General features: G+C 71.7%; 23 protein-coding genes. 12 read left to right on the top strand and 11 right to left on the bottom strand.

The genetic code is table 11. The annotated features are described in order from the left end of the window. Position 1: 1 nt before the first annotated feature. From ACIRSS_RS29080 to ACIRSS_RS29060, 5 genes are all read right to left on the bottom strand, one after another. Entirely contained in the window at positions 2-1,123 is a 1,122-nt protein-coding gene (locus ACIRSS_RS29080; RefSeq protein ID WP_400900373.1) for an MAB_1171c family putative transporter, read from the bottom strand. Continuing rightward, entirely contained in the window at positions 1,120-1,641 is a 522-nt protein-coding gene (locus ACIRSS_RS29075; RefSeq protein ID WP_400900371.1) for a hypothetical protein, read from the bottom strand. Before ACIRSS_RS29075 ends, ACIRSS_RS29080 begins: the two co-directional genes overlap by 4 nt. Then, positions 1,638-2,042 carry an XRE family transcriptional regulator gene (locus ACIRSS_RS29070; RefSeq protein WP_400900369.1) on the bottom strand — a complete coding sequence of 135 codons (405 nt, stop codon included), beginning with the start codon at positions 2,040-2,042 and terminating at the stop codon, positions 1,638-1,640. Before ACIRSS_RS29070 ends, ACIRSS_RS29075 begins: the two co-directional genes overlap by 4 nt. 313 nt (positions 2,043-2,355) lie before the next feature. Next, the gene (locus ACIRSS_RS29065; RefSeq protein WP_400900367.1) at positions 2,356-2,808 is read right to left on the bottom strand and encodes a flavodoxin family protein; all 453 of its coding nucleotides are present in this window, start codon (positions 2,806-2,808) and stop codon (positions 2,356-2,358) included. Continuing rightward, positions 2,808-4,436: a phospho-sugar mutase gene (locus ACIRSS_RS29060; protein WP_400901906.1), complete on the bottom strand. Its 1,629-nt coding sequence runs from the start codon at positions 4,434-4,436 to the stop codon at positions 2,808-2,810. The genes ACIRSS_RS29065 and ACIRSS_RS29060 overlap by 1 nt, the downstream gene beginning before the upstream one ends. Before the next feature lie 36 nt (positions 4,437-4,472). Here ACIRSS_RS29060 and ACIRSS_RS29055 point away from each other — a divergent pair, with 36 nt between their 5' ends. Further along, entirely contained in the window at positions 4,473-5,633 is a 1,161-nt protein-coding gene (locus tag ACIRSS_RS29055; protein ID WP_400900365.1) for a glycosyltransferase, read from the top strand. Between the two features lie 8 nt (positions 5,634-5,641). Here ACIRSS_RS29055 and ACIRSS_RS29050 read toward each other — a convergent pair whose 3' ends face one another. From ACIRSS_RS29050 to ACIRSS_RS29040, 3 genes are read right to left on the bottom strand one after another with little or no spacing between them, the layout of a single operon-like run. Beyond that, on the bottom strand, positions 5,642-6,421 hold the full coding sequence (locus ACIRSS_RS29050) for a purine-nucleoside phosphorylase (protein ID WP_400900363.1): 780 nt from the start codon (positions 6,419-6,421) through the stop codon (positions 5,642-5,644). After that, positions 6,418-6,840: an ABA4-like family protein gene (locus ACIRSS_RS29045; RefSeq protein WP_400900360.1), complete on the bottom strand. Its 423-nt coding sequence runs from the start codon at positions 6,838-6,840 to the stop codon at positions 6,418-6,420. The genes ACIRSS_RS29050 and ACIRSS_RS29045 overlap by 4 nt, the downstream gene beginning before the upstream one ends. After that, positions 6,837-7,778, bottom strand: a complete 942-nt coding sequence (locus tag ACIRSS_RS29040) for a hypothetical protein (protein WP_400900358.1) — start codon at positions 7,776-7,778, stop codon at positions 6,837-6,839. The genes ACIRSS_RS29045 and ACIRSS_RS29040 overlap by 4 nt, the downstream gene beginning before the upstream one ends. Before the next feature lie 113 nt (positions 7,779-7,891). On the opposite strand from ACIRSS_RS29040, the gene ACIRSS_RS29035 reads away from it, so the two are divergent. Next, entirely contained in the window at positions 7,892-8,524 is a 633-nt protein-coding gene (locus ACIRSS_RS29035; RefSeq protein WP_400901904.1) for a MerR family transcriptional regulator, read from the top strand. Here the strand turns inward: ACIRSS_RS29035 and ACIRSS_RS29030 are convergent. Then, positions 8,521-10,263, bottom strand: coding sequence for a serine/threonine-protein kinase (locus tag ACIRSS_RS29030; RefSeq protein WP_400901902.1), 1,743 nt, complete (start codon positions 10,261-10,263; stop codon positions 8,521-8,523). The genes ACIRSS_RS29035 and ACIRSS_RS29030 overlap by 4 nt on opposite strands. 123 nt (positions 10,264-10,386) lie before the next feature. Between ACIRSS_RS29030 and ACIRSS_RS29025 the strand changes: the two genes are divergently transcribed. The 5 genes from ACIRSS_RS29025 (at position 10,387) to ACIRSS_RS29005 (ending at position 17,240) form a co-directional block, all read left to right on the top strand. Next, positions 10,387-12,222: a methylmalonyl-CoA mutase family protein gene (locus tag ACIRSS_RS29025; protein ID WP_400900356.1), complete on the top strand. Its 1,836-nt coding sequence runs from the start codon at positions 10,387-10,389 to the stop codon at positions 12,220-12,222. Beyond that, complete coding sequence (gene scpA, locus ACIRSS_RS29020) at positions 12,219-14,387, top strand: methylmalonyl-CoA mutase (protein WP_400900354.1); 2,169 nt, start codon at positions 12,219-12,221, stop codon at positions 14,385-14,387. The genes ACIRSS_RS29025 and scpA overlap by 4 nt, the downstream gene beginning before the upstream one ends. A gap of 3 nt (positions 14,388-14,390) precedes the next feature. Further along, positions 14,391-15,386 (top strand): methylmalonyl Co-A mutase-associated GTPase MeaB, encoded by a 996-nt coding sequence (gene meaB / locus ACIRSS_RS29015; RefSeq protein ID WP_400900352.1) that lies wholly within the window; start codon positions 14,391-14,393, stop codon positions 15,384-15,386. 49 nt (positions 15,387-15,435) lie between these two features. Beyond that, the gene (locus ACIRSS_RS29010; RefSeq protein WP_400900350.1) at positions 15,436-15,741 is read left to right on the top strand and encodes a hypothetical protein; all 306 of its coding nucleotides are present in this window, start codon (positions 15,436-15,438) and stop codon (positions 15,739-15,741) included. Positions 15,742-15,938: 197 nt separating this feature from the next. Continuing rightward, the gene (locus tag ACIRSS_RS29005; protein ID WP_400900349.1) at positions 15,939-17,240 is read left to right on the top strand and encodes an amidohydrolase; all 1,302 of its coding nucleotides are present in this window, start codon (positions 15,939-15,941) and stop codon (positions 17,238-17,240) included. 297 nt (positions 17,241-17,537) lie between these two features. Here ACIRSS_RS29005 and ACIRSS_RS29000 read toward each other — a convergent pair whose 3' ends face one another. Then, positions 17,538-17,990 (bottom strand): gamma-glutamylcyclotransferase, encoded by a 453-nt coding sequence (locus tag ACIRSS_RS29000; protein WP_400900347.1) that lies wholly within the window; start codon positions 17,988-17,990, stop codon positions 17,538-17,540. Between the two features lie 128 nt (positions 17,991-18,118). Here ACIRSS_RS29000 and ACIRSS_RS28995 point away from each other — a divergent pair, with 128 nt between their 5' ends. The 5 genes from ACIRSS_RS28995 to ACIRSS_RS28975 all read left to right on the top strand — a co-directional run bounded on the left by ACIRSS_RS28995 (position 18,119) and on the right by ACIRSS_RS28975 (position 22,475). Further along, entirely contained in the window at positions 18,119-19,519 is a 1,401-nt protein-coding gene (locus ACIRSS_RS28995; protein ID WP_400900345.1) for an NAD(P)H-quinone dehydrogenase, read from the top strand. A 73-nt stretch (positions 19,520-19,592) separates the two neighbouring features. Then, the gene (locus tag ACIRSS_RS28990; RefSeq protein ID WP_400900343.1) at positions 19,593-20,051 is read left to right on the top strand and encodes a hypothetical protein; all 459 of its coding nucleotides are present in this window, start codon (positions 19,593-19,595) and stop codon (positions 20,049-20,051) included. A gap of 222 nt (positions 20,052-20,273) precedes the next feature. Beyond that, positions 20,274-20,846, top strand: a complete 573-nt coding sequence (locus ACIRSS_RS28985) for a hypothetical protein (RefSeq protein ID WP_400900341.1) — start codon at positions 20,274-20,276, stop codon at positions 20,844-20,846. Positions 20,847-20,931: 85 nt separating this feature from the next. Next, positions 20,932-21,582 carry a class F sortase gene (locus ACIRSS_RS28980; RefSeq protein WP_400900339.1) on the top strand — a complete coding sequence of 217 codons (651 nt, stop codon included), beginning with the start codon at positions 20,932-20,934 and terminating at the stop codon, positions 21,580-21,582. Positions 21,583-21,671: 89 nt separating this feature from the next. After that, a complete protein-coding gene (locus ACIRSS_RS28975; protein WP_400900337.1) occupies positions 21,672-22,475 on the top strand; it encodes a VOC family protein in 804 nt (267 codons plus the stop codon). A gap of 335 nt (positions 22,476-22,810) precedes the next feature. Here the strand turns inward: ACIRSS_RS28975 and glpK are convergent, their stop codons facing one another. Beyond that, positions 22,811-24,325 (bottom strand): glycerol kinase GlpK, encoded by a 1,515-nt coding sequence (gene glpK, locus ACIRSS_RS28970; RefSeq protein WP_400900335.1) that lies wholly within the window; start codon positions 24,323-24,325, stop codon positions 22,811-22,813.

The raw sequence follows: 24,325 nt of genomic DNA, 5'->3' as shown, positions 1-24,325 counted from the left end.
GTCACGACTCCATCGCGGCCGACAGCGCCAGCAGCGGCCGGACGTCGGATTCGATGTCGTCCGCCGGCGCGGGGAGGACCTGCTTGGCGTGGCCGTCGCTCTCCTCGCCCGCCGCGTGCCGGGCCAGAGCCGTCTTCAACGCGGCCGCCGCGGCGGCGGGATCGGTCGCGACGACGTCGCCGAAACCCCCGTCCAGGTACGGTGACAGCTGCACCAAGCCGTCCCGGATCTCGATCACCCGGCGGTAGTGGACGCGGTGGATGCTGCGCGGCGACAGCCATTCGCCGCGCCGGCGCGGCGGGGTCCGCAGCACGATGCTGGGGAACGCCTGGACCAGGACCGTCCACAAGGGACCGAGCGCCTCGTGCTCGCGGCGGTGCTGACGCCGCCGCCGTAGGGCCGAAACCCGCGCCCGCACACCGGGGTAGGTGACGCCGAGCAGGAACAGCATCCCGCCGACGATCACGAACGGCACCCCGAGCAGCAGCAGGACCTTGACGACCGGGCCGAACAGCCACGCGACCACGATGTACAGCGCGCGGAAGATGCTGCCGATCGCCGCGCAGGCCATGCCGGCCGCGCTCAGCCGCAGGCCGATCCGCAGGTGCCGGTCGGCCACCCGCAGGTAGCGCACGATCCACGCCGTGCACGCGATCAGGCCGTAGATCAGGTACAGCCCGGCGCCCAGGTAGAACACCGCGATCCCGCTGTCGTGGATCGTCGCCGGCCCGAGCGCCTGCCCGCGCAGCTCCGGCGGGGTCAAGGCCATCGCGACGACCATCAGCGTGATCGCCGCGGCCAGCGGCACCAGCTCGACCGCCACCCGCCGGTAGCGCCGCGGGCCCAGTGCCGAGCCGAGGAAGAAGATGACCAGCGCGCACACCGCGCACGCCAGCAGCGCGTTGTTGGCGACGCGCGCCGCGCCGCGGCCGAAGACCGCGTCGATGTCGTCGGACACGATCTGCTGCTGCAGCAGGAACGCCGCGGCGAACCCGGCGACGCACGCGGTGACGGCCCAGTTCGGCACCGTCGGCGCGCGCTGCACCTGGTAGATCCGCCACGCGAGCGCGACGGCGAACAGCACCATCGCGATCAGGTTCACGGGGCTGAAAAGTGTGCTCACAACCACCCTTGGTGATCGCCGAGCGCCCCCTGGATCCGGCGGAGATCCCGGTCCGCAGCGCGCCGCGGGATCGTGTAGTTCAGGACCGACGCCCACTCGAGGATGATGGTGGCGACGGTCTCGGCTTCCCACTCGTGCGCGTCATCGTAGGACGACCGCCGCAGTGCGCGGTGTACTGCATCCGGGTCAAGATCCGGAACCGGGCCGCGCAGGAAGTCGGCGGGCTCGGCGTCGCCGTGCGGGTGGTGGTCGGCCAGCATGTGGCCGAGCTCGTGCAGGACGATGTGGTCCTGGTGGGATTTCGTGGTTTCGGCCTGGTAGAAGATGTAATCCGCCGAAGAGGTGGCGATCCAGCAACCGAACGGGCCGGGCACCTCCAGCGGATAGGCCATCAGCCGGATCGGCTTGCCCCGTTGTTCGCCCAGCCGCGCGCAGAGCACTTCGACGTCGAGCGGCGGGCCGATGTCGAGCTGCTTCAGCAGTTTGCGGCAGCGGCGGCGCAGCTCCCGTTCCTTCATCGCGCGGCGTCCTCCGGGTTGCGGCCTTCGCGTTCGGCCCGTTCGTAGCGCTCCACCAGCTCCAGCAGGTCCATCACCTGCCGGCGCCCCTGTGGGGAGAGCTCCTGCGCCCGCATCGCCATCAGCTGCGCTTCCCCGGCCGGCGGCGCGGCTGCCTCTTCGTCGAAGAAGTACGTGACGGGCACCCCGAACAGCTTCGCCAAGGCCTCGACGTAGTGGATCTTCGGGTTGACGCGCTTGCCCGTGGCCAGCTGCTGCAGGTAGGCGGGCGACATCGCCGGCCCACCCGCCCGCTCGACCGCCGCCGAGATCTCCCGGTAGCTGTGCGGCGCGCGCCCGTCCAGCCGAGCCGCCTCGATCAGGGCGCTCAGCCGTTCCGCGAAAGTGCGTTCCCGTGCCATACCCGCCCCCTAGGTTTCCACCGTGAAAATTCTAGCCGGGAAACCACTGTACGCACATGTTGACAGCTATCGTATGCAGTGGTTTACAGTTGGCACGCCTCTCGTCTTGCTCTCCGTACCCTGGGGGTGTACGGAACCGCAAGACGAGAGGCTGTCGTGTCTTCTCGACTCGTCATGATCGCGCGGGTGTAGTACGCTTCAGCTTGCCAAGGTCGAACGCCCTAGCGGCGATCCCTTGGCCACGGCCTGTTGCCGGAGGTCGACCCCCAGGGCTTCCGGTGACAGGCCCCTTACTTTTCAAGACCTTCGAGCTTCAGGACATCAGCGTGGCGGCCACGGTGCCGCCGAGCTCGGTGCACGCTTCCAGGGTCCGCTTGTCCGGCTCGCCCGTGCTGATCACCGGCTCCGCCACCTTCTCCCAGGCCAGGCCCGTCGTGATGGACAGCAGCTGGCGTTCGGTTCCCGACGTGTCGCTGCCGCCGTGGATCCAGTACCCGAACGGGCGACCCCGCGTCGCGTCCAGGCACGGGTAGTAGACGGTGTCGAAGAAGTGCTTCAGCGCACCGCTCATGCTGCCCAGGTTCGCCGGCGTGCCCAGCAGGTAGCCGTCCGCATCGAGGACGTCGGGGACGGTCGCCGCGAGCGCCGCGCGGCGGACCACCTCCACGCCCTCGATGTCCGGGTGCGTCGCGCCCGCCAGCACCGCCTCGAACAGCGCCTGCGTCGACGGCGACGGCGTGTGGTGCACGATCAGCAGCCTGGGCATCAGGCGAGCAGCTCCTCGACGGCCGTCCGCAACGCGCTCAGCCGCGTGTTCGCGGCGTCGCGGGCTTCCGCGAGCGAAGCCGTCACCGGCGCCACGACCTGCAGGTACGCCTTCAGCTTCGGCTCGGTCCCGGACGGGCGGACGACCACGCGCACGCCGTCGCCGGTCAGGCGCAGCACGTCCGCGTCCGGCAGCAGGTCTTCGAGCGTGACGGCCACCCCGCCCAGCTCGGCGGGCGGCGTCTCGCGCACCTTCGCCATCAGCTGCCCGCGGACGGCGAGGTCGGTGACCCGCAAGGAAACCTGGTCGGTGAGGTGGACGCCGTGGCGCTCGGCCAGCTCGTCCAGGACGTCCAGCGGCGTGCGGCCCTGCGCCTTCAGCCGCGCGGTGTAGCCGGCGGCCAGCGTCGCGGCGGCGATGCCGTCCTTGTCGCGCACGAACCCCGGGTTCACGCACAGGCCGAGCGCTTCTTCGTAGGCGAAGACCAGGCCTTCGCCGGCGCGGACCAGCCACTTGAACCCGGTCAGCGTCTCGGCGTAGCGGGCGCCTTCGGCCTTCGCGATCTCGCCGAGCATCGACGACGACACGATCGTCGTCGCGACCAGCGGGTCCGGCAGCACCGTGCGGTCCACTGTGGACAGGACGTACGAGCCGAGCAGGACGCCGGTTTCGTCGCCGCGCAGCATCCGCCACCCGCCGTCCCGCTCCCGCACGCCCAGCGCGCAGCGGTCGGCGTCCGGGTCGAGCGCGATCGCCAGGTCGGCGTCCACTTCGGACGCCAGCGCCAGCAGCAGGTCGGTCGCGCCCGGCTCCTCCGGGTTCGGGAACGACACGGTCGGGAAGTCCGGGTCCGGCGCGGCCTGGTCGTCCACCAGGTGCAGGTCGGTGAACCCGGCCCGCTCGAACGCGGCGCGCAGCGTGTCGGCGCCGACGCCGTGCAACGCCGTCGCGGCCACGCGCACCGCGCGCTCGGCGCCCATCGGCAGCGTCGCGACCTCGTCGAGGTACCGGTCGAGCAGGTCGACCACCTCGGCGCCGGGCTCCCGCGGCACGCTCACCGCGGCGGGCGCGGCCTGGATGGCCCGCTCGATCTCGCCGTCGGACGGCGGGACGATCTGGCCGCCGGTCGCGTCGTAGAGCTTGTACCCGTTGTCGGCGGGCGGGTTGTGCGACGCGGTGATCTGGATCCCGGCCACCGCGCCGAGGCGGCCGACGGCGAACGCGAGCACCGGCGTCGGCAGCGGCTTCGGGAACACCTTGACGTCGAACCCGGCCGCGGCGAGGACCTCGGCGGCCGCGGTCGCGAAGGCCTCCGAGCCGTGCCGCGCGTCCCGGCCGACGACGACCAGCGCGCCGGCGTGCCCGTGTGCCTTGAGCCACTCCGCGACCCCGGCGGTGGTCCGCGTGACGACGGCGACGTTCATCCCGTTCGGCCCGGCGCGCACCGGCCCGCGCAGCCCCGCGGTGCCGAACTCGAGGGGCCCGGCCATCCGGTCGGCCAGGTCGTCGGCCGCACCGGCGTCGCCGCCCATCGCCTTCGCGAGGACGTTCTGCAGCTCGGCGCGCGCGTCGTCGTCCGGGTCGTCGGCGATCCAGCGGAAGGCGGCGTCGCGCAAGGTCGAATCCATCGTCACCGCGCCAGCCTACGGGCTAGAGTCGGGGGAGTGCGCTTGCTCTTCACCTCACTGGGGTCCTTCGGTCACACGTTCCCGCTCGTCCCGCTGGCGGTCGCCGCGCGCGACGCGGGCCACGACGTCGTCTTCGCCACCTCGGAAGACTTCCTGCCACAGCTGACGAAAGCCGGCCTGGACGCGGCGGCCGCCGGGCTCGCCATCCGCGACGCGTTCGGGCAGGCCTTCGCCGGGTCCGGGCCGCCCGGGCCGCGGCGCCCGCCGGGCGAGATCCCGCCGGAGGTGCTCGGGCCGATCGTCGCGAAGGTGTTCGGCGAGCTCATGCCGAAGCGGTTCGTCGCCGACCTGCTGCCGCTGTTCTCGCGGTTCCGGCCCGACCTCGTCGTGAGCGAATCCGGCAACTCGGGCGGCGCGTTCGCCGCGATGAAGGCCGGGATCCCGGTGGTGGCGCACGGGTTCGGCCGCGTGTCGAGCGACGACCCGATGGTGACGCGGATCCGCGACGCGATCCGCGCGCACGGTTCCGAACTGGGCATCACCATCGGCGAGGACCTGGCGTTCGGCGGCCCGTTCATCGACATCTGCCCCGAATCGGTGCAGGAGCCGGGTTTCCTGGCGCGCACGACGCGCGTCCCGCTGCGGCCGGTGGGCTGGAGCGAGCCGGGCGAGCTGCCGGCCGGGGTGCTGGACCGCTCGCGGCCGCTGGTGTACCTGACGCTGGGCACCGCGATGGGCCACGCGGGAGTGCTGGGCGCGGCGATCGCCGGACTGTCCGGTTTGGACGTCGACGTCCTGGTCGCGACGGGCCCGACGGTCGACCCGGCGGCGCTCGGCGAGGTCCCGGCCAACGTCCGGCTCGAGGCGTGGGTCCCGCAGGCGGCGCTGCTCCCGCACGTCGACCTGGTGGTCCACCACGGCGGCAGCGGCACGACGCTCGGCGCGTTCGGCGCGGGGCGCCCGCAGTTGCTGCTGCCGCAGGGAGCGGACCAGTTCAGCAACGCGGACGCGGTCGTCGCGGCCGGCGTCGGCTCGCGGTTGCTCGCCGCGGAGGTCACGGCCGAAGCCGTGGCCTCCGAAGCTCGCCGCCTGCTCACCGACACTTCAGTCCACGACGCCACCCGCACCTTGGCGGCCGAGGTCGCGGCGATGCCGTCCCCGGCCGAGGTGGCCGCCCGGCTCCCCACCTTCGCCTGAAGGTCGGGTCAGGCGCGGGCGACCAGCTCGCGCAGCAGGGAGCCCATCTGCGTCGCCGCCGCGCGGCCGGCCTCCAGGACCTCTTCGTGGTTCAGCGGCTCGCCCGTCATGCCCGCCGCGAGGTTGGTCACCAGGGAGAGGCCGAAGACCTCGACGCCGGCCGCGCGGGCCGCGATCGCCTCCAGGACCGTCGACATGCCGACCAGGTCCGCGCCCAGCGTGCGCAGCATGTGGATTTCGGCCGGCGTCTCGAAGTGCGGCCCGGTCAGGCCCGCGTAGACGCCCTCCTCCAACGACGGGTCGATCTCCTTCGCGATCCCGCGCAGCCGCGCCGAGTACAGGTCCGTCAGGTCGACGAAGTTCGCGCCCACGATCGGCGACCGGGCCGTCAGGTTCAGGTGGTCGGAGATCAGCACCGGCTGGCCGACGTGGAACCCCTCGCGCAGCCCGCCGGCCGCGTTCGTCAGCAGCACCGAGCGGACGCCGGCCGCCGCGGCGGTGCGCACGTTGTGCACCACCCGGTCGACGCCCTTGCCCTCGTAGAAGTGCGTCCGCCCCAGCATCACCAGGACGTTCTTGTCGCCGACCTTCAAGGAGCGGATGGTGCCGCCGTGGCCCACCGCGCCGGGCGTGGTGAAGCCGGGGAGCTCGGCGAACGGGATCTCCGTCTCGTACTCCCCGATGACGTCCGCCGCCGGGCGCCAGCCCGATCCCAGGACCACCGCGATGTCGTGCGCGTCCACGCCGGTGCGCTTGGCGATGGCGGCCGCGGCCTCGTGTTCACTCATGCGAGGGAGCGTATCCGGACGGCTCTCACCACGAGGAACACCACCAGCCCGAACGGCGAGAGGAAGATCGTCAGCACCAGGATCGGGCTGACGATCCACGGCGAAATCCCCCGCGCCCGGCCTTCGAAGTACATCCACCGCGCGATGAAGAGGTCGAACGCGATGAGGTGCGCCCAGACGAGCCCGGCGCCCCACGGCGTGCCCAGCAGCGTCTGCAGCACGCCGAGGTCGGGCCGCAGCATCGCCCGCCCCCACTCGCCGAAGTGCGGCAGCACGAGCGCGAAGTAGCAGGCCAGCGGCAGCAGCGGTACCCACGGCGACGCCATGACCCGCGGCGTCCACCGCCAGGCCGGCGCCAGGATCATCAGCGCCCAGAACGGCACCGCGAGCGGGAACGCGAGGTCGAAGAAGAGGGTCATCGGACGCGCACCGCGGCCCACGAACCCAGCCCGACGGCCGCGACGAGCAGCGCGAACGCTCCCAGCGTCACCGCGTCCGGGTGCACGATCGACTGCGCCCGCAGCGCCTGCCACGTCACCAGCGCGGTCAGCCCGGCGTACCCGGCCGCGCCGACCAGCACGAGCCGCGTGCGGACGACGTCGTCGCGCAGCCTCGCGAACCGCGGGGCCAGCGCCGCGAGCGCGATGGCGAGCAGCGGCAGGAGCTGCAGCGCGTGCATCCCGACGAAGTGCGGGATCCGCAGGTCGCCCGCCACCGTGCTCCAGCCGAGGATCGGCAGGCCCGGACCGCCGTCGGCGAGCCCGACGGTGTGCGCGCCGACCATGTCCGGCTTGCCGCCGGCCTGCCACCGCGCGAGCTGCTGCGCGGTCGGCGTCGTCATCAGGATGCCCAGCGAGATCCCCACGAGCGACAGCGCGGCGCCGGCGCGCACGGCCCAGAAGCTCGCCCGGTCTTCGAGCTTGGTGAACATGACCAGGACGGTCAGCAGGAGCGTGGCGACCCACAGGCCCATGATCATCTTGCCCATGACGTTGTAGATCAGGGCGTCCTGCGGCGTCGCGTTGTTGAAGTGGCTCGCCCGGCCGCGGGCCGCCTGGAAGACCAGCAGGACGTACTCGGCGGCGAAGATCAGCACCAGGAAGTTCGTCAGCCAGGACGCCGTGCGCCGGAACCGCGGCAGCAGCGAGACGAGCCAGCTCCAGGTGGCGAAGTAGAGCGCGCCGGACACCGCGAACTTGAACGGCTTCGCCCAGATCGGCGCGCCGGCCAAGGTCCGCTGGTCGACGAGCAGCGCGGCGACGCACAGCACCGCCACCACCCCCAGGGTGGCGGCCGCGATCGCGGACGGGCGGTGCCACCCGCGCGTTCTGCTCCGGACGTCGGCAAGGATGGTCATGGTTCCTCCCAGAATGGATAGTCAAACTCTCCGTTATGGGAAGCTAAACTATCCATACTGAGAAGTCTTCAGGGTTGCCCCGGAGGCGAACCCCGGGATCGGAGCGGATGCGCATGCGGATGGCCGAACTGAGCGCCGAGTCGGGGGTGCCGGTCGCGACCGTCAAGTACTACCTGCGCGAAGGGCTGCTCCCGCCGGGCGAGCGCACCAGCCCCAACCAGGCGCGGTACTCCGCGGCGCACGTCCAGCGCCTCCGGCTGGTCAAGGCGCTCACCGAGGTCGGCGGGCTGCCGCTGGCGTCGGTGGGGGCCGTCCTCGCGGCGATCGACGGCGACGCGACCCCGCACGAGACGATGGGCGTCGTCCAGGACGAGCTGGCCGGGCCGCCGCCGAAGGTGTCCGAAGAAGCCGCCGAGTGGGCGACCGGCCTGCTGCACGGCCTGGCCGACCGCCACGGCTGGAAGTGGCACGGGACGGAGGACCACACGGTCGGCAACCTGATCGCCGCGCTGGCCACGGCGAAGGAGCTGGGGCACGAGAAGCTCGCCGACCGCCTCGACGAGTACTTCGCGCTGGCGATGCGCGTCGCGGAGCTGGACGTCGAGGTCGTGACGGGCCTGACGTCGTTCGACAAGATCATCGAGGCCGGCCTGGTCGCGACGGTCCTGGGCGACCGGATCTTCACCGGCCTGCGCCACCTCGCGCAGGAGTCCGTGTCCCGCGAGGTGCTGAACCGGGCGCCCTAGTCGGAGACCTGCAGCGTCTTCGCCACGGGCTCGAAGACGTCGTGCTGGCCCGCGCTCTCCTGCGGGGCCGGCACCGTCACCGACAGGATCCACAGGCTCGTCCCGGCTTGGACCATCTTCACGAACGTCACGAGCGTGCCCCCGCTGCCGTCGCCCTGGGGGAGCGCGCCGTCCTCGGGCAGGCGGTAGGTCAGCGTCTCGGTCTTGTCCGGCTGGGGCCAGGGCCCGTACAACGCGAACGAGTCGCTCGGGTAGGACTGCCGCAGCCAGGTGACGTAGTCGTCGTAGCCGTCGGTCTTTTCGAAGTACTTCGCCAGCCGCTCCAGGCGCAGCGACCGGCGCCCGTCCGGCGAGACGTACTGCACGACCAGGCTCAGCCCGAACCTGGAGTTGTGCGGGGCGACGAACTTCTGCCAGCCCTGCGGCACGTCGAGGGCGTACTGGCCGCCGTCGTTGGTGATGTAGCTGCCGTTGCCGATCTGGTGGACCAGGGTCGGCGGCGGCACCTCCGTCGGCCCGTTCGACGTGGCCGCCGGCTCGGCGGCCGGGGGCAGCAGCGACTGCCCGCCGACGGTCCTGGCCAGCGCGAACCCGCCGCCCGCGGCCAGCAGGAAGAGCAGGATCGCCACGGCGACGAGCACGGCCGTCGCCCGCGCGGTGCGCCGCCCGGTCCGCGGCGGCGCGACGAAGAGCGTCGCCGGCTCCGGTGAAGGTGAAGGTGAAGGCGTCGGCGAAGGGGACGGCGCTGACGTCGGCGGCCGCAGGAACGGCAGCGGACCGGGGTCCGTGGCGAGCTCGCTGCTCGACTCCTCGGACTTCTTCCCCGCCTTCTCGGGCAGGACGGTCTTGATCACCTGCGTGTCGGTCGCGTCCGGCTGCGCGGACGTCTTCTTCCCGTCCGGGGTGCGGAACAGCTCGGGCCCGAACAGGTCGAGCGGCGTCTTCGTCTGCAGCGGGTAGAGCCGGTACCGGACCTCGCGCAGGGTGATCCGGTCGCCCGGCTCCTTCTTCATCAACGCCGTGATGACGTCGGCCAGCGGCCCGGCCTTCGGCTTGGGCACCTTGCCGTTGACGACCTTGCCGACGGTCTCCAGGGGGTCGCCGTCGGCGTCGTACGGCGGCGCGCCCTCGACCGCGGCGAACAGCGTCGCGCCGAGGCCCCAGAGGTCGGCGGCCGGGACGACCGCGCCGCCCGAGGCCACCTCGGGCGCGATGTAGGCGGGGGAGCCGAGCATGATCCCGGTGCGGGTCATGGTCGCCTCGGAGACGTTGCGCGCGATGCCGAAGTCGGTCAGCTTGATCCGGCCGTCGCTGGCGACCAGGACGTTGCCCGGCTTGACGTCGCGGTGGGTGATGCCGGCGGAGTGCGCGGCCTCCAGCGCGGACGCGACGGCGATGCCGACGGCGGCGGCCTGCTCGACGGTCAGCGGCCCGTGGTCGCGCAGGATGTGCGCCAGGCTGCGCGAGGGCAGCAGCTCCATGACCACGAACGGCTGGTCGTTCTCGCGGGCGACGTCGTGCAGGATGATCACGTTCGGGTGGGACAGCACGGCGATGGCACGCGCCTCGCGCAGCGTCCGCTCCCGCAGCTCGTCCGCCTGCGACGCCGGGATGCCCGGCGGCACCTTCATCTCCTTGACGGCCACCTGGCGGTGCAGGAACTCGTCGTAGGCCGACCAGACGGTGCCCATCGACCCGGAGCCGAGCACCGAACGCAGCCGGTAGCGACCGGCGACCACTCGTGTCTCTTCGCTGGAGGGGGGCACCCCCTGATTGTGTCGTACCCGGACCACCCCTGACCGCATAGGGGCGCGACTAGAGTCACAGGTCCGACGCGGCCCGTGCCTCTACCATCACTGGGTATGACTGAAGTGGCCGGTCCGGAGTCAGTGCCGATCTCCGAGCTCGACCTCGCGGCCGAGTTCCCCCAGGCGACGCGCGAGCAGTGGCAGGAGCTCGTCGCGGGTGTCCTGCGCAAGAGCGGCAGGCTGCCTGAGGACTTCACGGGCGCGCCGGAGAGCAAGCTCGTCACGCGGACCTACGACGGCATCGAGATCCAGCCGCTGTACACGGCCGAGGACGCGCCGGGCGACGCCGGCTTCCCCGGTTTGCCGCCTTACGTGCGCGGCGCGCGGCCGGACGGCCAGGTGAGCACCGGCTGGGACGTCCGGGCCCGGTTCGCCGGCGACGACGCCCGCGCGGTCAACCAGGCGATCCTCGCCGACCTCGAAGGCGGCGTGACGTCGATCTGGCTCTCGGTGCCGCCCGCGTCGCTGGCCGATGCGCTCAACGAGGTCTACCTCGACCTGGCGCCGGTCGTCCTGGACGCCGGTGCCGACTTCGAAGCCGCCGCCGACGCGCTGTTCGAGCTGTTCGCCGAGCGCGAGATCCCGGCGAGCGAAGCCACCGCGGTACTGGGCGCCGACCCGATCGGGCTCGCCGCGCGCAGCGGCTCGGCCGCCGACCTCGGACCGGCTGCCGCGCTCGCCGCGCGTGTCGCCGCGAAGTACCCGAAGGTGCGCACGATCGTCGCCGACGGCCTGCCGTTCCACGAGGCCGGCGGCTCGGACGCGCAGGAGCTGGGCGCGCTCGTCGCCGCCGGTGTCACCTACCTGCGTTCGTTGACGGACGCCGGTCTCGACGTCGAGGCCGCGGCCGGGCAGCTGGAGTTCCGGATCGCCGCGACCGCCGACCAGTTCTCCACCATCGCCAAGCTGCGCGCGGCCCGCCGCCTGTGGGCGCGCGTCGCCGAGGTGTGCGGCTTCTCCGCGCCGATGCGCCAGCACGCCGTGACGTCGCCGGCGATGCTGACCCGGCGCGACCCCTGGGTGAACATGCTGCGCACGACGGTCGCCTGCTTCGGCGCGGGCGTCGGCGGCGCGGACGCGGTCACCGTGCTGCCGTTCGACGCCGCGATCGGCAAGCCCGACGCGTTCTCCGCGCGGATCGCCCGCAACACCCACGCGGTGCTGCTGGAGGAGTCCAAGCTGGCCGGCGTGGTCGACCCGGCGGGCGGCTCCTGGTACGTCGAGAAGCTCACCGACGACCTCGCGCACGCGGCCTGGGCCGAGTTCACCGCCATCGAGGGCGCGGGTGGCCTGCCCGAGGAGCTTTCCTCGGGCGCACTGGCCGGACGGCTCGCCGAGACGTGGGAGAAGCGCTCCAAGCGGATCGCCACCCGCCGCGACCCGCTCACCGGCGTCAGCGAGTTCCCGAACCTGGCGGAGAAGCCGGTGGTCCGGACGCCGCTGGAGTCCCCTGTGGACGGTGGGCTGCCGCGGCACCGGTACGCCGAAGGCTTCGAGGCGCTTCGCGACGCGTCGGACGCGTACCTCGCCGAGCACGGCGAACGGCCGAAGGTCTTCCTCGCCACGCTGGGCCCGGTCGCCGCGCACACCACGCGAGCCGGCTTCGCCGCCAACCTCTTCCAGGCGGGCGGGCTCGAAGCCGTAAACCCCGGCGCGACCGACGACCTGCCCGGCGCGTTCCGCGCGTCCGGCGCGAAGATCGCCTGCCTCTGCGGCACCGACGACGCCTACGCGGCGCAGGCGGCCGAGGTCGCGAAGTCGCTCGGCGCCGACTACGTACTACTGGCGGGCAAGGGTAGTTACGACGGAGTGGACGCCAACGTCTTCGCCGGCTGCGACGCCCTCGACGTCCTGAACGGCCTGCACGCCAAGCTGGGAGTTTCCCGATGAGCATCCCGAACTTCGCCGGTCTCGACCTCGGCACGCCGTCGCCGGGCGACCGGGACGCCTGGGCCAAGGCCGTCCAGGAAGCCACCGGCAAGGGCCCCGACGCCCTGGCCTGGGAGACGCCCGAAGGCATCGGCGTCAAGCCGGTCTACACCGCCGACGATCTGTCCGATGTGGACTTCCTGAGCACGTACCCCGGGATCGCGCCCTTCCTGCGCGGCCCGTACCCGACGATGTACGTCAACCAGCCCTGGACCATCCGCCAGTACGCCGGGTTCTCCACCGCCGAGGAGTCCAACGCCTTCTACCGGCGCAACCTCGCGGCCGGCCAGAAGGGCCTGTCGGTCGCCTTCGACTTGGCTACCCACCGCGGCTACGACTCCGACCACCCGCGCGTCTCCGGCGACGTCGGCATGGCGGGCGTCGCGATCGACTCGATCTACGACATGCGCCAGCTCTTCGACGGCATCCCGCTCGACAAGATGTCGGTGTCGATGACGATGAACGGCGCGGTGCTGCCGGTGCTCGCGCTCTACGTCGTCGCGGCCGAGGAGCAGGGGGTGAAGCCGGAGCAGCTCGCGGGGACCATCCAGAACGACATCCTCAAGGAGTTCATGGTCCGCAACACCTACATCTACCCGCCGCAGCCGTCGATGCGGATCATCTCCGACATCTTCTCCTTCACTTCGCAGCACATGCCGAAGTACAACTCGATCTCCATCTCCGGCTACCACATGCAGGAAGCCGGGGCGACCGCCGACCTGGAGCTGGCCTACACGCTCGCGGACGGCGTCGAGTACCTCCGCTCGGGCGTCGACGCCGGGCTGGGCGTCGACAAGTTCGCGCCGCGGCTGTCGTTCTTCTGGGCGATCGGCATGAACTTCTTCATGGAGGTCGCGAAGCTGCGCGCGGCGCGCCTGCTGTGGGCGAAGCTCGTGAAGGGCTTCGACCCTCAGAACTCGAAGTCACTCTCACTGCGTACGCACTCCCAGACGTCGGGCTGGTCGCTGACCGCGCAGGACGTCTACAACAACGTCGTCCGCACCTGCGTCGAGGCGATGGCCGCGACCCAGGGGCACACGCAGTCGCTGCACACCAACGCCCTCGACGAGGCCCTCGCGCTCCCGACGGACTTCTCCGCGCGGATCGCGCGCAACACGCAGCTGCTGCTGCAGCAGGAGTCCGGCACGACGCGCGTGATCGACCCGTGGGGCGGCAGCGCGTTCGTCGAGAAGCTGACCTACGACCTCGCGCGCAAGGCGTGGGGCCACATCAGCGAGGTCGAGCAGGCCGGCGGCATGGCCAAGGCGATCGACGCGGGCATCCCCAAGCTGCGCATCGAAGAAGCCGCCGCGCGCACCCAGGCCCGGATCGACTCCGGCCGCCAGCCCGTCATCGGCGTGAACAAGTACCAGGTCACCAGCGACGAGGACATCGAAGTCCTCAAGGTCGACAACGCCGGCGTCCGGACGCAGCAGCTGGAAAAGCTGCGGCGGCTGCGGGAAGAGCGCGACGGCCAGGCGACCGAGGACGCGCTGCGGCGCCTCACCGAAGGTGCCCGCAACGGCGGCAACCTCCTCGCACTGGCGATCGACGCGGCCCGCGCGAAGGCCACGGTCGGCGAGATCTCCGACGCGCTGGAGAAGATCTGGGGCCGCCACTCCGGGCAGATCCGGACGATTTCGGGCGTCTACCGCGAAGAGGTGGGTAAGTCGCAGAACGTCGAGAAGGCCCGCGCGCTGGTCGAAGAGTTCGCCGCGGAGGAGGGCCGCCGGCCGCGGATCCTCGTCGCGAAGATGGGCCAGGACGGCCACGACCGCGGCCAGAAGGTGATCGCCACCGGCTTCGCCGACATCGGCTTCGACGTCGACGTCGGCCCGCTGTTCTCCACCCCGGCCGAGGTCGCGCGGCAGGCGATCGAGGCGGACGTGCACGTCGTCGGGGTGTCCTCGTTGGCCGCGGGGCACCTCTCGCTGGTGCCCGCGCTGCGCCACGAGCTCGCCGAGCTGGGCCGCGAGGACATCATGGTCGTCGTCGGCGGGGTCATCCCGCCGCAGGACTACCCGGCGCTGCGCGAGGCCGGCGCGGCCGCGATCTTCGGGCCCGGCACGGTCCTCGCGGACGCCGCCATCGACCTGCTCGGCCAGCTGACGGCGCAGGAGTCCTGACCCTTGCCGCGCAAGATCGACGTCACCGCCTACGCCAAGGGCGTGCTGGCGGGCGACCGCGGGACGCTGTCGAAGGCGATCACGCTGGTCGAGTCGCAGCGGGAGGACCACCGGGCGCTGGCGCAGGAACTGCTCGTCGAGCTGCTGCCGTCGTCGGGCGGCGCGCGGCGCGTCGGGATCACCGGCGTACCCGGTGTCGGCAAGTCGACATTCATCGACCAGCTGGGCACCGACCTGACCGCGGCCGGGCACCGCGTCGCCGTGCTGGCGGTCGACCCGTCTTCGACGCGCACCGGCGGGTCGATCCTCGGCGACAAGACCCGGATGGCGCGCCTGGCGGTCGACGAACGGGCGTTCATCCGCCCGTCGCCGACCTCCGGGACGCTCGGCGGCGTCGCGCGGGCGACGCGCGAGACGATCGTGCTGATGGAAGCCGCCGGCTACGACACCGTTCTGGTCGAGACCGTCGGGGTGGGACAGTCCGAAGTGACCGTCGCGAACATGGTCGACTGCTTCCTGTTCCTGACGCTCGCGCGCACCGGCGACCAGCTGCAGGGCATCAAGAAGGGCGTGCTGGAGCTCGCCGACGTCATCGCCGTCAACAAGGCCGACGGCGACCACGAACGGGACGCCAAGCGGGCGGCGCGGGAGCTGTCCGGCGCGCTGCGGATGATCTACGGGCCCGAAGCGTCGTGGACGCCGCCGGTGCTCACCTGCAGCGGCCTGCACAACCTGCGGCTGGACGAGGTCTGGGGCGCGATCGAGCGGCACCGCGAGACGCTCACGGCGTCCGGCGAGCTCGACGCGCGCCGCCGGCAGCAGCAGGTCGACTGGACGTGGGCGATGGTGCGCGAACAGCTGCTGAGTCGCCTGGCGGCGCATCCGGACGTGCGAACGGTCGTTCCCGACGTCGAACGGGCGGTGCGGGACGGTGAGCTGACGGCTACCCTCGGTGCTCAGCGGATCCTCGACGCGTTCGGTCCACCGCGTGGGGGCTGACGCGCCGGGCGTTCCGCGGGAGAATGCCTGGTCGAGGCGAAGGGATGACATGGCGAAGCTGCGGGGTCTGGTCCTGGCCGGCGTGCTGGGCGCGGTGCTGTTCACCGCGTCGCCGGCGTACGCCGGACCGGTGCGTTCCCACGACACGGTGGCCGTGGCGGTGGCGCACGCGCCCGCCGCGCCGGTCCTGGCGCAGACCCAGCCGCCCGGTCCGGTCCTCGACCCGGCCCAGACCGACAAGGCGAACAGCGAGAAGACGAAGAACAAGCTGATCGCGGGCGTGGTCGCCGTCGCTTTGCTCGGCATCGTGATCTGGGGCCGGCGGATCCGTTCGAAGAAGGCGAAGAGCTCCTGACGCGTTCGGGTGTGCCGAAGTACTGCACGCCGTTCAACGCAGATCCGGTACCGGCCATCTAGGACGGCCGTTTTCGAGGCGCGCGTTGCCGCCTGCATGGTGCACGATCGTCTGCAAATGCGTACGACAGATCGATCGGCACGTTGCGTGACCCCAGCCGCTGCCCGGGTTACCCGTGTTGCGGGAGGAGGTGCGGCGTGACGGTGTTGGACTCACGACCGGACGTTCCAGGCGACCCCCATGGGCGCATCATCAACCCCATGGAGGGGTCCGAGGCGCTCATTTCCGAAGCGGGCGTAAGCATGGCTCCCGTGGAGGACCTTGGTGCGGGCCGCGGCCCGTTCTGGCTCGACGACTGGCTGCGCGCCAACGCGACCGACGTGCTCGCCTGGCGCCGGCACATCCACGCGCACCCGGAGCTGTCACGCCACGAGTTCGCGACCACGGAACTGGTCGTCACGCTGCTGCGCTCGGTCGGGCTCAAGCCGTGGGTGCTGCCCGGCGGCACCGGCGTCGTCTGCGACATCGGCAGCGGCGAGCGGTGCGTGGCGCTGCGCGCGGACATGGACGCGCTGCCGCTCACCGAGGCGACCGGGCTGCCCTACGCGTCGACCGTCGAAGGCGCGGCCCACATGTGCGGCCACGACGCCCACACGGCGATCCTGCTGGGCGCGGCCCGCGCGCTGGCCGGCGCGCCGGAGCTGCCCGGCCGCGTCCGGCTGGTCTTCCAGCACGCCGAGGAGGTCATGCCCGGCGGCGCGCTGGACATGATCGCGGCCGGCGCGCTGGACGGCGTCGAGCGGATCTACGGCCTGCACGTCGACCCGCGGCTCGAGGTCGGCAAGATCGGCATGCGCGTCGGCGCCCTGACGTCGGCCGCGGACCTGATCGAGCTGCGCCTGACCTCGCCGGGCGGGCACACGTCCCGGCCGCACCTGACGGCCGACCTGGTCCACGCGCTGGGCTCGGTGATCACCGGGCTGCCCGCGCTGCTCTCGCGGCGGGTCGACCCGCGCTCGGGCACGGTCCTGGTGTGGGGCGCGGTCCACGCGGGCCAGGCGGCCAACGCCGTCCCGCAGGACGGCGTCCTGCGCGGCACCCTGCGCACCGCGGACCACGAGGTCTGGACGGCGCTGGAGCCGCTGGTGGCGTCGTCGGTGGAGTCGCTGCTGGCGCCCTTGGGCGTCGGCTTCTCGCTGGACTACCGCCGCGGGGTCCCGCCGGTGGTGTCCGACGCGGACTCGACGGCCCTGATGCGCGCGGGCGCGGAAGCGGCGCTGGGCGAGGGCGCGGTCGCGCCGACGGAGCAGTCCTCCGGCGGCGAGGACTTCGGCTGGTACCTGGAGCACGTCCAAGGCGCTTTCGCCCGATTGGGTGTCTGGCCCGGTGCGCCGGACCCCCAGTCCGACATTCACCGCCCCACGTTCGTCCTCGACGAGCGAGCCCTGCTCTGCGGGGTCCGGACCCTGGTCCACACCGCTTTGACCTCCCTCGCCTGAGCGGAGTTGTCCACAGCTTTTCCCAGTTGTCCACAGGCCGTGAAATGGCCCTTCCCCTGATCGGGGGAGGGCCGTTTTGCGTGCCCGCGATCATGGCGGCAAACTGGACGACGGCCTGGCTCCGGGAGCCCGGTCTACCTGCGCTTTTCCTTGTGCGACAACGTGAATCGGGTTCGCGTGGGGGCAGGGAAAAATGGGCGCGACAGTCCGGGGTCACGTGGACGCGGGGGTGCCGGTGCGGGCCGGCAGCGGGCCGTGGTAGCGCTCAGGCGGCCGAGTTGTCCACAGGGTGTGGAGTCAGCCGGTGATGCCCGAACAGGGGCGGGTCCGCAGGTCGTCGACGTAGTCGGCGGGCGCTCCGGCGGCCTCCGCGGCGTCGGCCAGGACCCCCAGGTAGCGGGCCGAGGGCAGGCCGCCCTCGTAGGCGTCCAGGACGTACAGCCAGGCCAGCGCCGAGCCGTCCATCGTCTGGACCCGCAGCCGGATCTTCGAGTGGATCCCGAGCTCGCCGCCTTCCCAGCGGTCCAGCCCGGTCTCGTCCAGCGGCGTCACGTCGTACAACACGACGAAGACCCGGGAAGCAGGGTCCTCGACGATCGTCGCCAGGGCGCCTTCCCACCCGAGGTCCTCGCCGCCGAAGGTCAGGCGCCACCCCTCCAGCCAGCCGGTGCCGGCCATCGGAGAGTGCGGCGCGCGCTCCAGCATCTGGGCGGGCTCCATGTTCGATCCGTACGCGGCATACAACGGCACGCCCGACAGCGTAGCGACACCTGGCTGACCCGAGTGGACGCACTCGCCGTGTTCGCCCACTTCAGTGTCCGGTCACCTTCGCCGCGTACGGTGAGAGCACCGCACGGACAGCCTTGAGGAGGACCCAGGTGACCAGGATCGTGATCATGGGCGGGGGCCCGGCCGGCTACGAAGCCGCGCTGGTCGCGGCTCAGCACGGAGCCGACGTCACGATCGTCGAGCGGGACGGCCTGGGCGGCGCCTGCGTCCTCTACGACTGCGTCCCTTCGAAGACGTTCATCGCCAGCTCCGGCGCGCTGGCCAAGATGCACGACCTCGGCGAGCTCGGCATCAACACCGACCTGGCCGACACCAGCGTCGACCTCCCGACCGTGCACGGCCGGGTGAAGGGCCTCGCGCTGGCCCAGTCCGCCGACATCCGCGCCCGCGTCCAGCGCGAAGGCGTCCGCGTCGTCATCGGCGAAGCCCGCTTCTGCGACGAAGAGCCCGGCCTCGCGACCCACAAGGTCGCCGTCACGACGTCCGAGGGCACCGAGAAGCTGCCCGCCGACGTCGTCCTGATCGCCACCGGGGCCACCCCGCGCGTCCTGCCCGGCGCGGTGCCCGACGGCGAGCGCATCCTCGACTGGCGCCAGCTCTACGAGCTCCAGGAGCTGCCGGAGCACCTCGCCGTGATCGGCTCGGGCGTCACCGGCGCCGAGTTCGCGTCCGCCTACACCGAGATGGGCGTCAAGGTCACCGTCGTCTCCAGCCGCGACCGCGTCCTCCCGCACGAGGACGCCGACGCCGCCGCGGTGCTCGAGGAGGTCTTCTCGCAGCGCGGTACGACCGTCGCGAAGCAGGCGCGCGCCGACCGCGTCGAGCGCACCGAAAAGGGCGTCGAGATCTTCCTCGCCGACGGCCGCGTGATCGAAGCCAGCCACGCGCTGATGACCGTTGGATCGGTCCCCAACACCAAGGACATCGGCCTCGACAAGGTCGGCATCTCGCCCGGCCCCGGCGGGTTCATCACCGTCGACCGCGTTTCGCGCACCACCGTGCCCGGGATCTACGCCGCCGGCGACTGCACCGGCGTGCTGATGCTCGCCTCGGTTGCGAGCATGCAGGGCCGCATCGCGATGTGGCACGCGCTGGGCGAGGGCGTCGCGCCGATCAAGCTCAAGACCGTCGCCGCCAACGTGTTCACCCACCCGGAGATCGCCACCGTCGGCATCAGCCAGCAGGCGATCGACTCCGGCGAGGTGCCCGCGCGCACCATCATGCTGCCGCTGGCCACCAACGCGCGCGCGAAGATGGAGGGCCTCCGCCGAGGCTTCGTGAAGCTGTTCTGCCGCCCGGCTACCGGCGTGGTCGTCGGTGGTGTCGTCGTGGCGCCGCAGGCGAGTGAGCTCATCCTCCCCATCGCGCTCGCCGTCCAGAACCAGCTCACGGTGGACCACCTGGCACTGACGTTCTCGGTCTACCCTTCGCTCTCGGGCTCGATCACCGAGGCCGGGCGCCAGCTCATGCGCCACGACGATTTGGACTAGATCAGTAGGCAACCCGTCGCGCCCCGTCGCGTCTTGTCGGTTGTACGGCTGAAGGACGCGAAGGGTGCGATAGGTGCGCAAGACGGTGGTTTTCGTTGTGGCAGCGGTGATCGGGGCGACTTCCCTGGCGGGCCCCGCCTCGGCGCAGCAGAGCACGACCCCGGCGCCGAGTGGCGCTCCGGCCAAGGGCAGCGTCCAGCTCAACGTCAACACCGCGATCAACCAGACGCTCGTGGACAAGTACGTCCGGGACGCGCCGAACGTCGCGCTCGCCAAGTGCGAAGGCGCTTCGCCGGCGTTCTCCTCGCCGGCGCTGACGTTCTCCAACTACACGCCGGGCCCGTTCATGGGCGCCGACGCGAACATCAGCGCGGACGCCGCGCTCAAGCCGGGCACCGCGGCCGGGACGTACCCGCTGACCGTCACCTGCGGGAGCCAGACGTACAGCACGCAGTTCACCGTGCCCGCGCCGCAGGTTTCCAAGGTGCCTTCCGGCGCCGCGAAAGCCGGCGACGGCAGCATGGCCGGCTGAAACCGCATCACCCCGGAACCACCTCGGAGCCACGCTCCGGGGTGGTTTTTTCTTCTGTTCCCGCCGGACGATTTCGCGACTTTTTCGTGACCTTCGGGCGCAACCTTCCGCAGGTGGAGACGTCTTGGGGTACATAAGCAAGCGGGCGAAGTCGAGGCGGGGGCAACTGCGACCGGGGCTCGCGGAAATGCTTTGTCCAATCATTCACCAGGGGAGAAAAGAATGAAGAACACCGCTGTCGTCGCGGGCATCGCCGTGGCCTTCCTCGCCCTCGCGCCCGGCGCGGCGCTCGCGAGCACCGCGCCGAGCACGAGCGCGACCCCCGCGCCGGGCACCACCGCCAAGCCGGCTGCTCCCAAGCTCACGATCACCCCGCGCCACGGCGTGCCCGGCACGGAGCTTCGGATCACCGCCGAGTGCGACGGCGAGGCGTATGTGACCTCCAGAGCGGTCGACGCCTTCGCGACCGGGACCGGCCCGAACGGCTCGGTCCGGGCCTACGTCGGGACCGTGCGCGACGTCCGCGCCGGCGAGTACCCCGTCGACCTGCGCTGCCACCCGCGGGACGGTCGCCCCGACACCTTCGTCGACGTGGCGTTCGCCGTGGACCGCGTGGCCGCCAAGGCGCCGGGTGCCAAGCAGGTCACCAAGGTACCGGCGGGAGCGCCGCAGACCGGCGGCACGGACGGCCCCGTCGACGACTCCGGCACGCCGCTCGCGGCCGCGGCCGCCATGGGCGTGCTCGCGGTCGGCGGCGGTGGTCTCGTGCTGGCCAAGCGGGCCCGGCGCCGCTGACCCGGGGAGGGGGAGTGGGGGTAGCGTCCGGGCGACCCCCGATCGGGGTCGCCCGGACGTGTAAACCCGCGGGAAGGGGGAGCACATGACCACGAGGACCACCCGCAGGCGGGGGTACCTGATCGCGCTGATCGTGGCGCTGCTGGCCGCGTTGGTGGTGCTGGCGCTGACGCTCGGCGGCGGCCCCGAGCCGTCCACCGCGCAGCCGCCGCCCGCGAGGCCGGTCGCGGTCGACCCGGAGCCCGCTTCCGCTTCCGCCGCCGACGCCGTCGCCGCGTTGCCGAAGTCCGACCCGGTTTCGATCGACATCCCGAAGATCGCCGCGCACTCGACGCTGGTCCCGCTGGGCGTCAACGCGGACAACACGATCCAGGTGCCGCCGGTGACCACCCCGCTGCAGGCGGGCTGGTACACGTACGCGCCGACGCCGGGCGAAGTCGGCCCGGCCGTCGTCCTCGGGCACGTCGACGGCAACCACCAGAAGGGCATCTTCTACCGGCTCAAGGAGCTGACCGCGGGCGACCGCGTCTCGATCGCGCGCAAGGACGGCACGACCGCGCTGTTCGAGGTGACGAAGGTGCACCAGGTGCCGAAGCAGGAGTTCGAAAAGGAGGGTGTCTACGACGACACCCCCGGTCCCGAGCTGCGGCTGATCACCTGCGGCGGTGTCTTCGACCGCGGCGCGCACAACTACGTCGACAACATCGTGGTGTACGCCCACCTCATCGGGCGTTGAGAGTCCTTCGGCCCTGGTTTTGTCGGTGGTGGGTGCCAGACTGTGTCGGCCGTCACCCGAGGCGGCGCAGACGAGGGTTGGGAGCGGAGATGTTGTTCCGGGACGAGCGGTGGCCAGACGGCACGCCCAGCTGGGTGGACCTGATGGTGCCCGACCAAGCGAAAGCGGTGGCGTTCTACAGCGGGCTGTTCGGCTGGGACGTGCAGACGGGCGGTGAGGAGACCGGCTTCTACGGCATGGCGCAGCTGCGCGGCCGGCCGGTCGCCGGGATCGGCCAGATCCCGCCGGGCCAGGAGATGCCTCCGGTGTGGACGACGTACCTGTCGGTGTCCGACGTGGACAAGACCGCGGCGGCGATCACCGAGGCGGGTGGCCAGCTGGTGATGCCGGTGATGGAAGTGATGAAGGAAGGCCGGATGGCGGTGGCGGCCGACCCGGCGGGCGCGGTGTTCGGGCTGTGGGAACCGGGCCACCACCTGGGCACCCAGGTCACGGCGGCCCCGGGCACGCTGGCGTGGAACGAGTGCATGAGCCGCGACTACCCGGCGGCGAAGGCGTTCTACGAGCAGGTGTTCGGCTACGGCTTCCAGGACCTGTCGAACGACGACTTCACGTACGCGGTGCTGCTGATCGACGGCCGCCCGGTCGGCGGCCTCGGCGCGCTGCCGGACTCGGTACCGGCGGAGGTGCCGTCGAACTGGTCGGCGTACTTCTCGGTGGCGGACGCGGACGCGAGCGCGGCTCGGGTGACCGAGCTGGGCGGGCGCGTGCTGGACCAGCCGTTCGATTCGCCGTACGGGCGGCAGGTGCGGGTGATGGACGACCAGGGGGTGCCGTTCTTGGTCATCGCGCCCAATGAGCAGTCCGGGAAGCCGGAGGGCTGGGAGGACTGAGGAGGTTCGGGCCGGTTGGGGAGGGCCGGCCGGGCCGGAGGGGCGGGCTGTTGGGAGGCCTGCTGATTGCGCGGCGCTCCCGGTCGCTCGCCGGCCGAGCCGCCGCGGCGCTCCCGCGCCGGATCTCTCCTTCGGCGGACCTCCCCGACCGCCCGGCCATCTCGGCGCGGTTGCGCCAGCTGCCCCTCCCGGCGCGGTCGCCGGCTGCTTGCCGCGCGGCGGGCCCTGTGCGTGACCGCGCGGGCCTACCTGCGGGCGCCCGCGCGCCGGTCACCTGCGTGGCCTCCGTCGAACCAGCGGGCCGGAAGCGCTCAGCGCCCCCGGCCCGCCGTCCTTCAGTCCTCGTCCTCCACCCAGTCGAACGTCTTCGTCACCGCCTTCTTCCAGTTGCGGTACTCGCGCTCGCGACGGGCGTCGTCCATCGACGGGTCCCACTGCTTGTCCTGGGCCCAGTTGTTGCGGATGTCGTCCTCCGACTTCCAGAACCCGACCGCCAGACCCGCCGCGTACGCCGCGCCCAGGGCCGTTGTCTCGTTCACCACCGGGCGGATCACCGGGACGCCCAGGATGTCGGCCTGGAACTGCATCAGCAGCTCGTTGACCACCATGCCGCCGTCCACCTTCAGGGACTTCAGCGGGACGCCCGAGTCGGCGTTCATCGCGTCGATCACCTCGCGGGACTGGAACGCCGTCGCCTCCAGGACCGCGCGGGCCAGGTGGCCCTTGTTGACGAACCGGGTGAGCCCGACGATCGCGCCGCGGGCGTCCGAACGCCAGTACGGTGCGAACAACCCCGAGAACGCCGGGACGAAGTACGCGCCGCCGTTGTCCTCGACGCTGCGCGCGTGGTCCTCGATCTCGGCCGCCGTCGTGATCATGCCCAGGTTGTCGCGCAGCCACTGCACCAGCGAACCGGTCACCGCGATGGAACCCTCCAGCGCGTACACCGTGTCGTTCGAGCCGATCTTGTAGCAGACCGTCGTGAGCAGCCCGTTCTGCGACATCACCTTCTCGGTGCCGGTGTTGAGCAGCATGAAGTTGCCGGTGCCGTAGGTGTTCTTGGCCTCGCCGGGCGAAAGGCAGGCCTGGCCGAACGTCGCGGCCTGCTGGTCGCCCAGGATGCCCGCGATCGGCACCCCGGCCAGCGCGCCCTTCTCGCGGACCTTGCCGTACTCCTCGGACGACGACCGGATCTCCGGCAGCATCGACAGCGGGATGCCCATCTCGCCGGCGATGCCCTCGTCCCACTGCAGGGTGTCGAGGTCCATCAGCATCGTGCGCGACGCGTTCGTCGGGTCGGTGACGTGCACGCCGCCGTCGGCGCCGCCCGTCATGTTCCACAGCACCCAGGTGTCCATGTTGCCGAAGATCAGGTCACCGGCTTCGGCCTTCTCGCGCGCGCCGTCGACGTTGTCGAGGATCCACTTGATCTTCGGCCCCGAGAAGTACGTCGCGAGCGGCAAGCCGACCTTTTCGCGGTAGCGCTCCTGGCCGCCGCCGAGGTTGCCGAGCTCGGTGACGATCCGGTCGGTGCGGGTGTCCTGCCAGACGATCGCGTTGTACACCGGCTTGCCGGTGTTCTTGTCCCAGACGAGCGCGGTTTCGCGCTGGTTGGTGATGCCGACGGCCGCGATGTCCTTGGCGGTCAGGTCGGCCTTGGCGAGCGCGCCCGCGGCGACCCGGCGCGTGTTCTCCCAGATCTCCTCGGCGTTGTGCTCGACCCAGCCCGCCTTCGGGAAGATCTGCTCGTGCTCGCGCTGGTCGACCGAGACCACGCGGCCCTCGTGGTTGAAGATCATGCACCGGGTCGAGGTGGTGCCCTGGTCGATCGCGGCTACGTACGAAGTCAT

Source organism: Amycolatopsis sp. NPDC101161 (genome assembly GCF_044768185.1).
GTDB lineage: Bacteria > Actinomycetota > Actinomycetes > Mycobacteriales > Pseudonocardiaceae > Amycolatopsis.
This window is presented reverse-complemented; position numbering and strand designations above follow the sequence as displayed.

Excerpts from the sequence above, each read along its gene's own strand:
- ACIRSS_RS29075 (WP_400900371.1), bottom strand. The coding sequence starts at position 1,641 with ATGAAGGAACGGGAGCTGCGCCGCCGCTGCCGCAAACTGCTGAAGCAG.
- ACIRSS_RS29070 (WP_400900369.1), bottom strand. The coding sequence starts at position 2,042 with ATGGCACGGGAACGCACTTTCGCGGAACGGCTGAGCGCCCTGATCGAG.
- ACIRSS_RS29065 (WP_400900367.1), bottom strand. The coding sequence starts at position 2,808 with ATGCCCAGGCTGCTGATCGTGCACCACACGCCGTCGCCGTCGACGCAG.
- ACIRSS_RS29060 (WP_400901906.1), bottom strand. The coding sequence starts at position 4,436 with ATGGATTCGACCTTGCGCGACGCCGCCTTCCGCTGGATCGCCGACGAC.
- ACIRSS_RS29050 (WP_400900363.1), bottom strand. The coding sequence starts at position 6,421 with ATGAGTGAACACGAGGCCGCGGCCGCCATCGCCAAGCGCACCGGCGTG.
- ACIRSS_RS29045 (WP_400900360.1), bottom strand. The coding sequence starts at position 6,840 with ATGACCCTCTTCTTCGACCTCGCGTTCCCGCTCGCGGTGCCGTTCTGG.
- ACIRSS_RS29040 (WP_400900358.1), bottom strand. The coding sequence starts at position 7,778 with ATGACCATCCTTGCCGACGTCCGGAGCAGAACGCGCGGGTGGCACCGC.
- ACIRSS_RS29035 (WP_400901904.1), top strand. The coding sequence starts at position 7,892 with ATGCGGATGGCCGAACTGAGCGCCGAGTCGGGGGTGCCGGTCGCGACC.
- ACIRSS_RS29025 (WP_400900356.1), top strand. The coding sequence starts at position 10,387 with ATGACTGAAGTGGCCGGTCCGGAGTCAGTGCCGATCTCCGAGCTCGAC.
- scpA (WP_400900354.1), top strand. The coding sequence starts at position 12,219 with ATGAGCATCCCGAACTTCGCCGGTCTCGACCTCGGCACGCCGTCGCCG.
- ACIRSS_RS29010 (WP_400900350.1), top strand. The coding sequence starts at position 15,436 with ATGGCGAAGCTGCGGGGTCTGGTCCTGGCCGGCGTGCTGGGCGCGGTG.
- ACIRSS_RS28985 (WP_400900341.1), top strand. The coding sequence starts at position 20,274 with ATGAAGAACACCGCTGTCGTCGCGGGCATCGCCGTGGCCTTCCTCGCC.
- ACIRSS_RS28980 (WP_400900339.1), top strand. The coding sequence starts at position 20,932 with ATGACCACGAGGACCACCCGCAGGCGGGGGTACCTGATCGCGCTGATC.
- ACIRSS_RS28975 (WP_400900337.1), top strand. The coding sequence starts at position 21,672 with ATGTTGTTCCGGGACGAGCGGTGGCCAGACGGCACGCCCAGCTGGGTG.
- glpK (WP_400900335.1), bottom strand. The coding sequence starts at position 24,325 with ATGACTTCGTACGTAGCCGCGATCGACCAGGGCACCACCTCGACCCGG.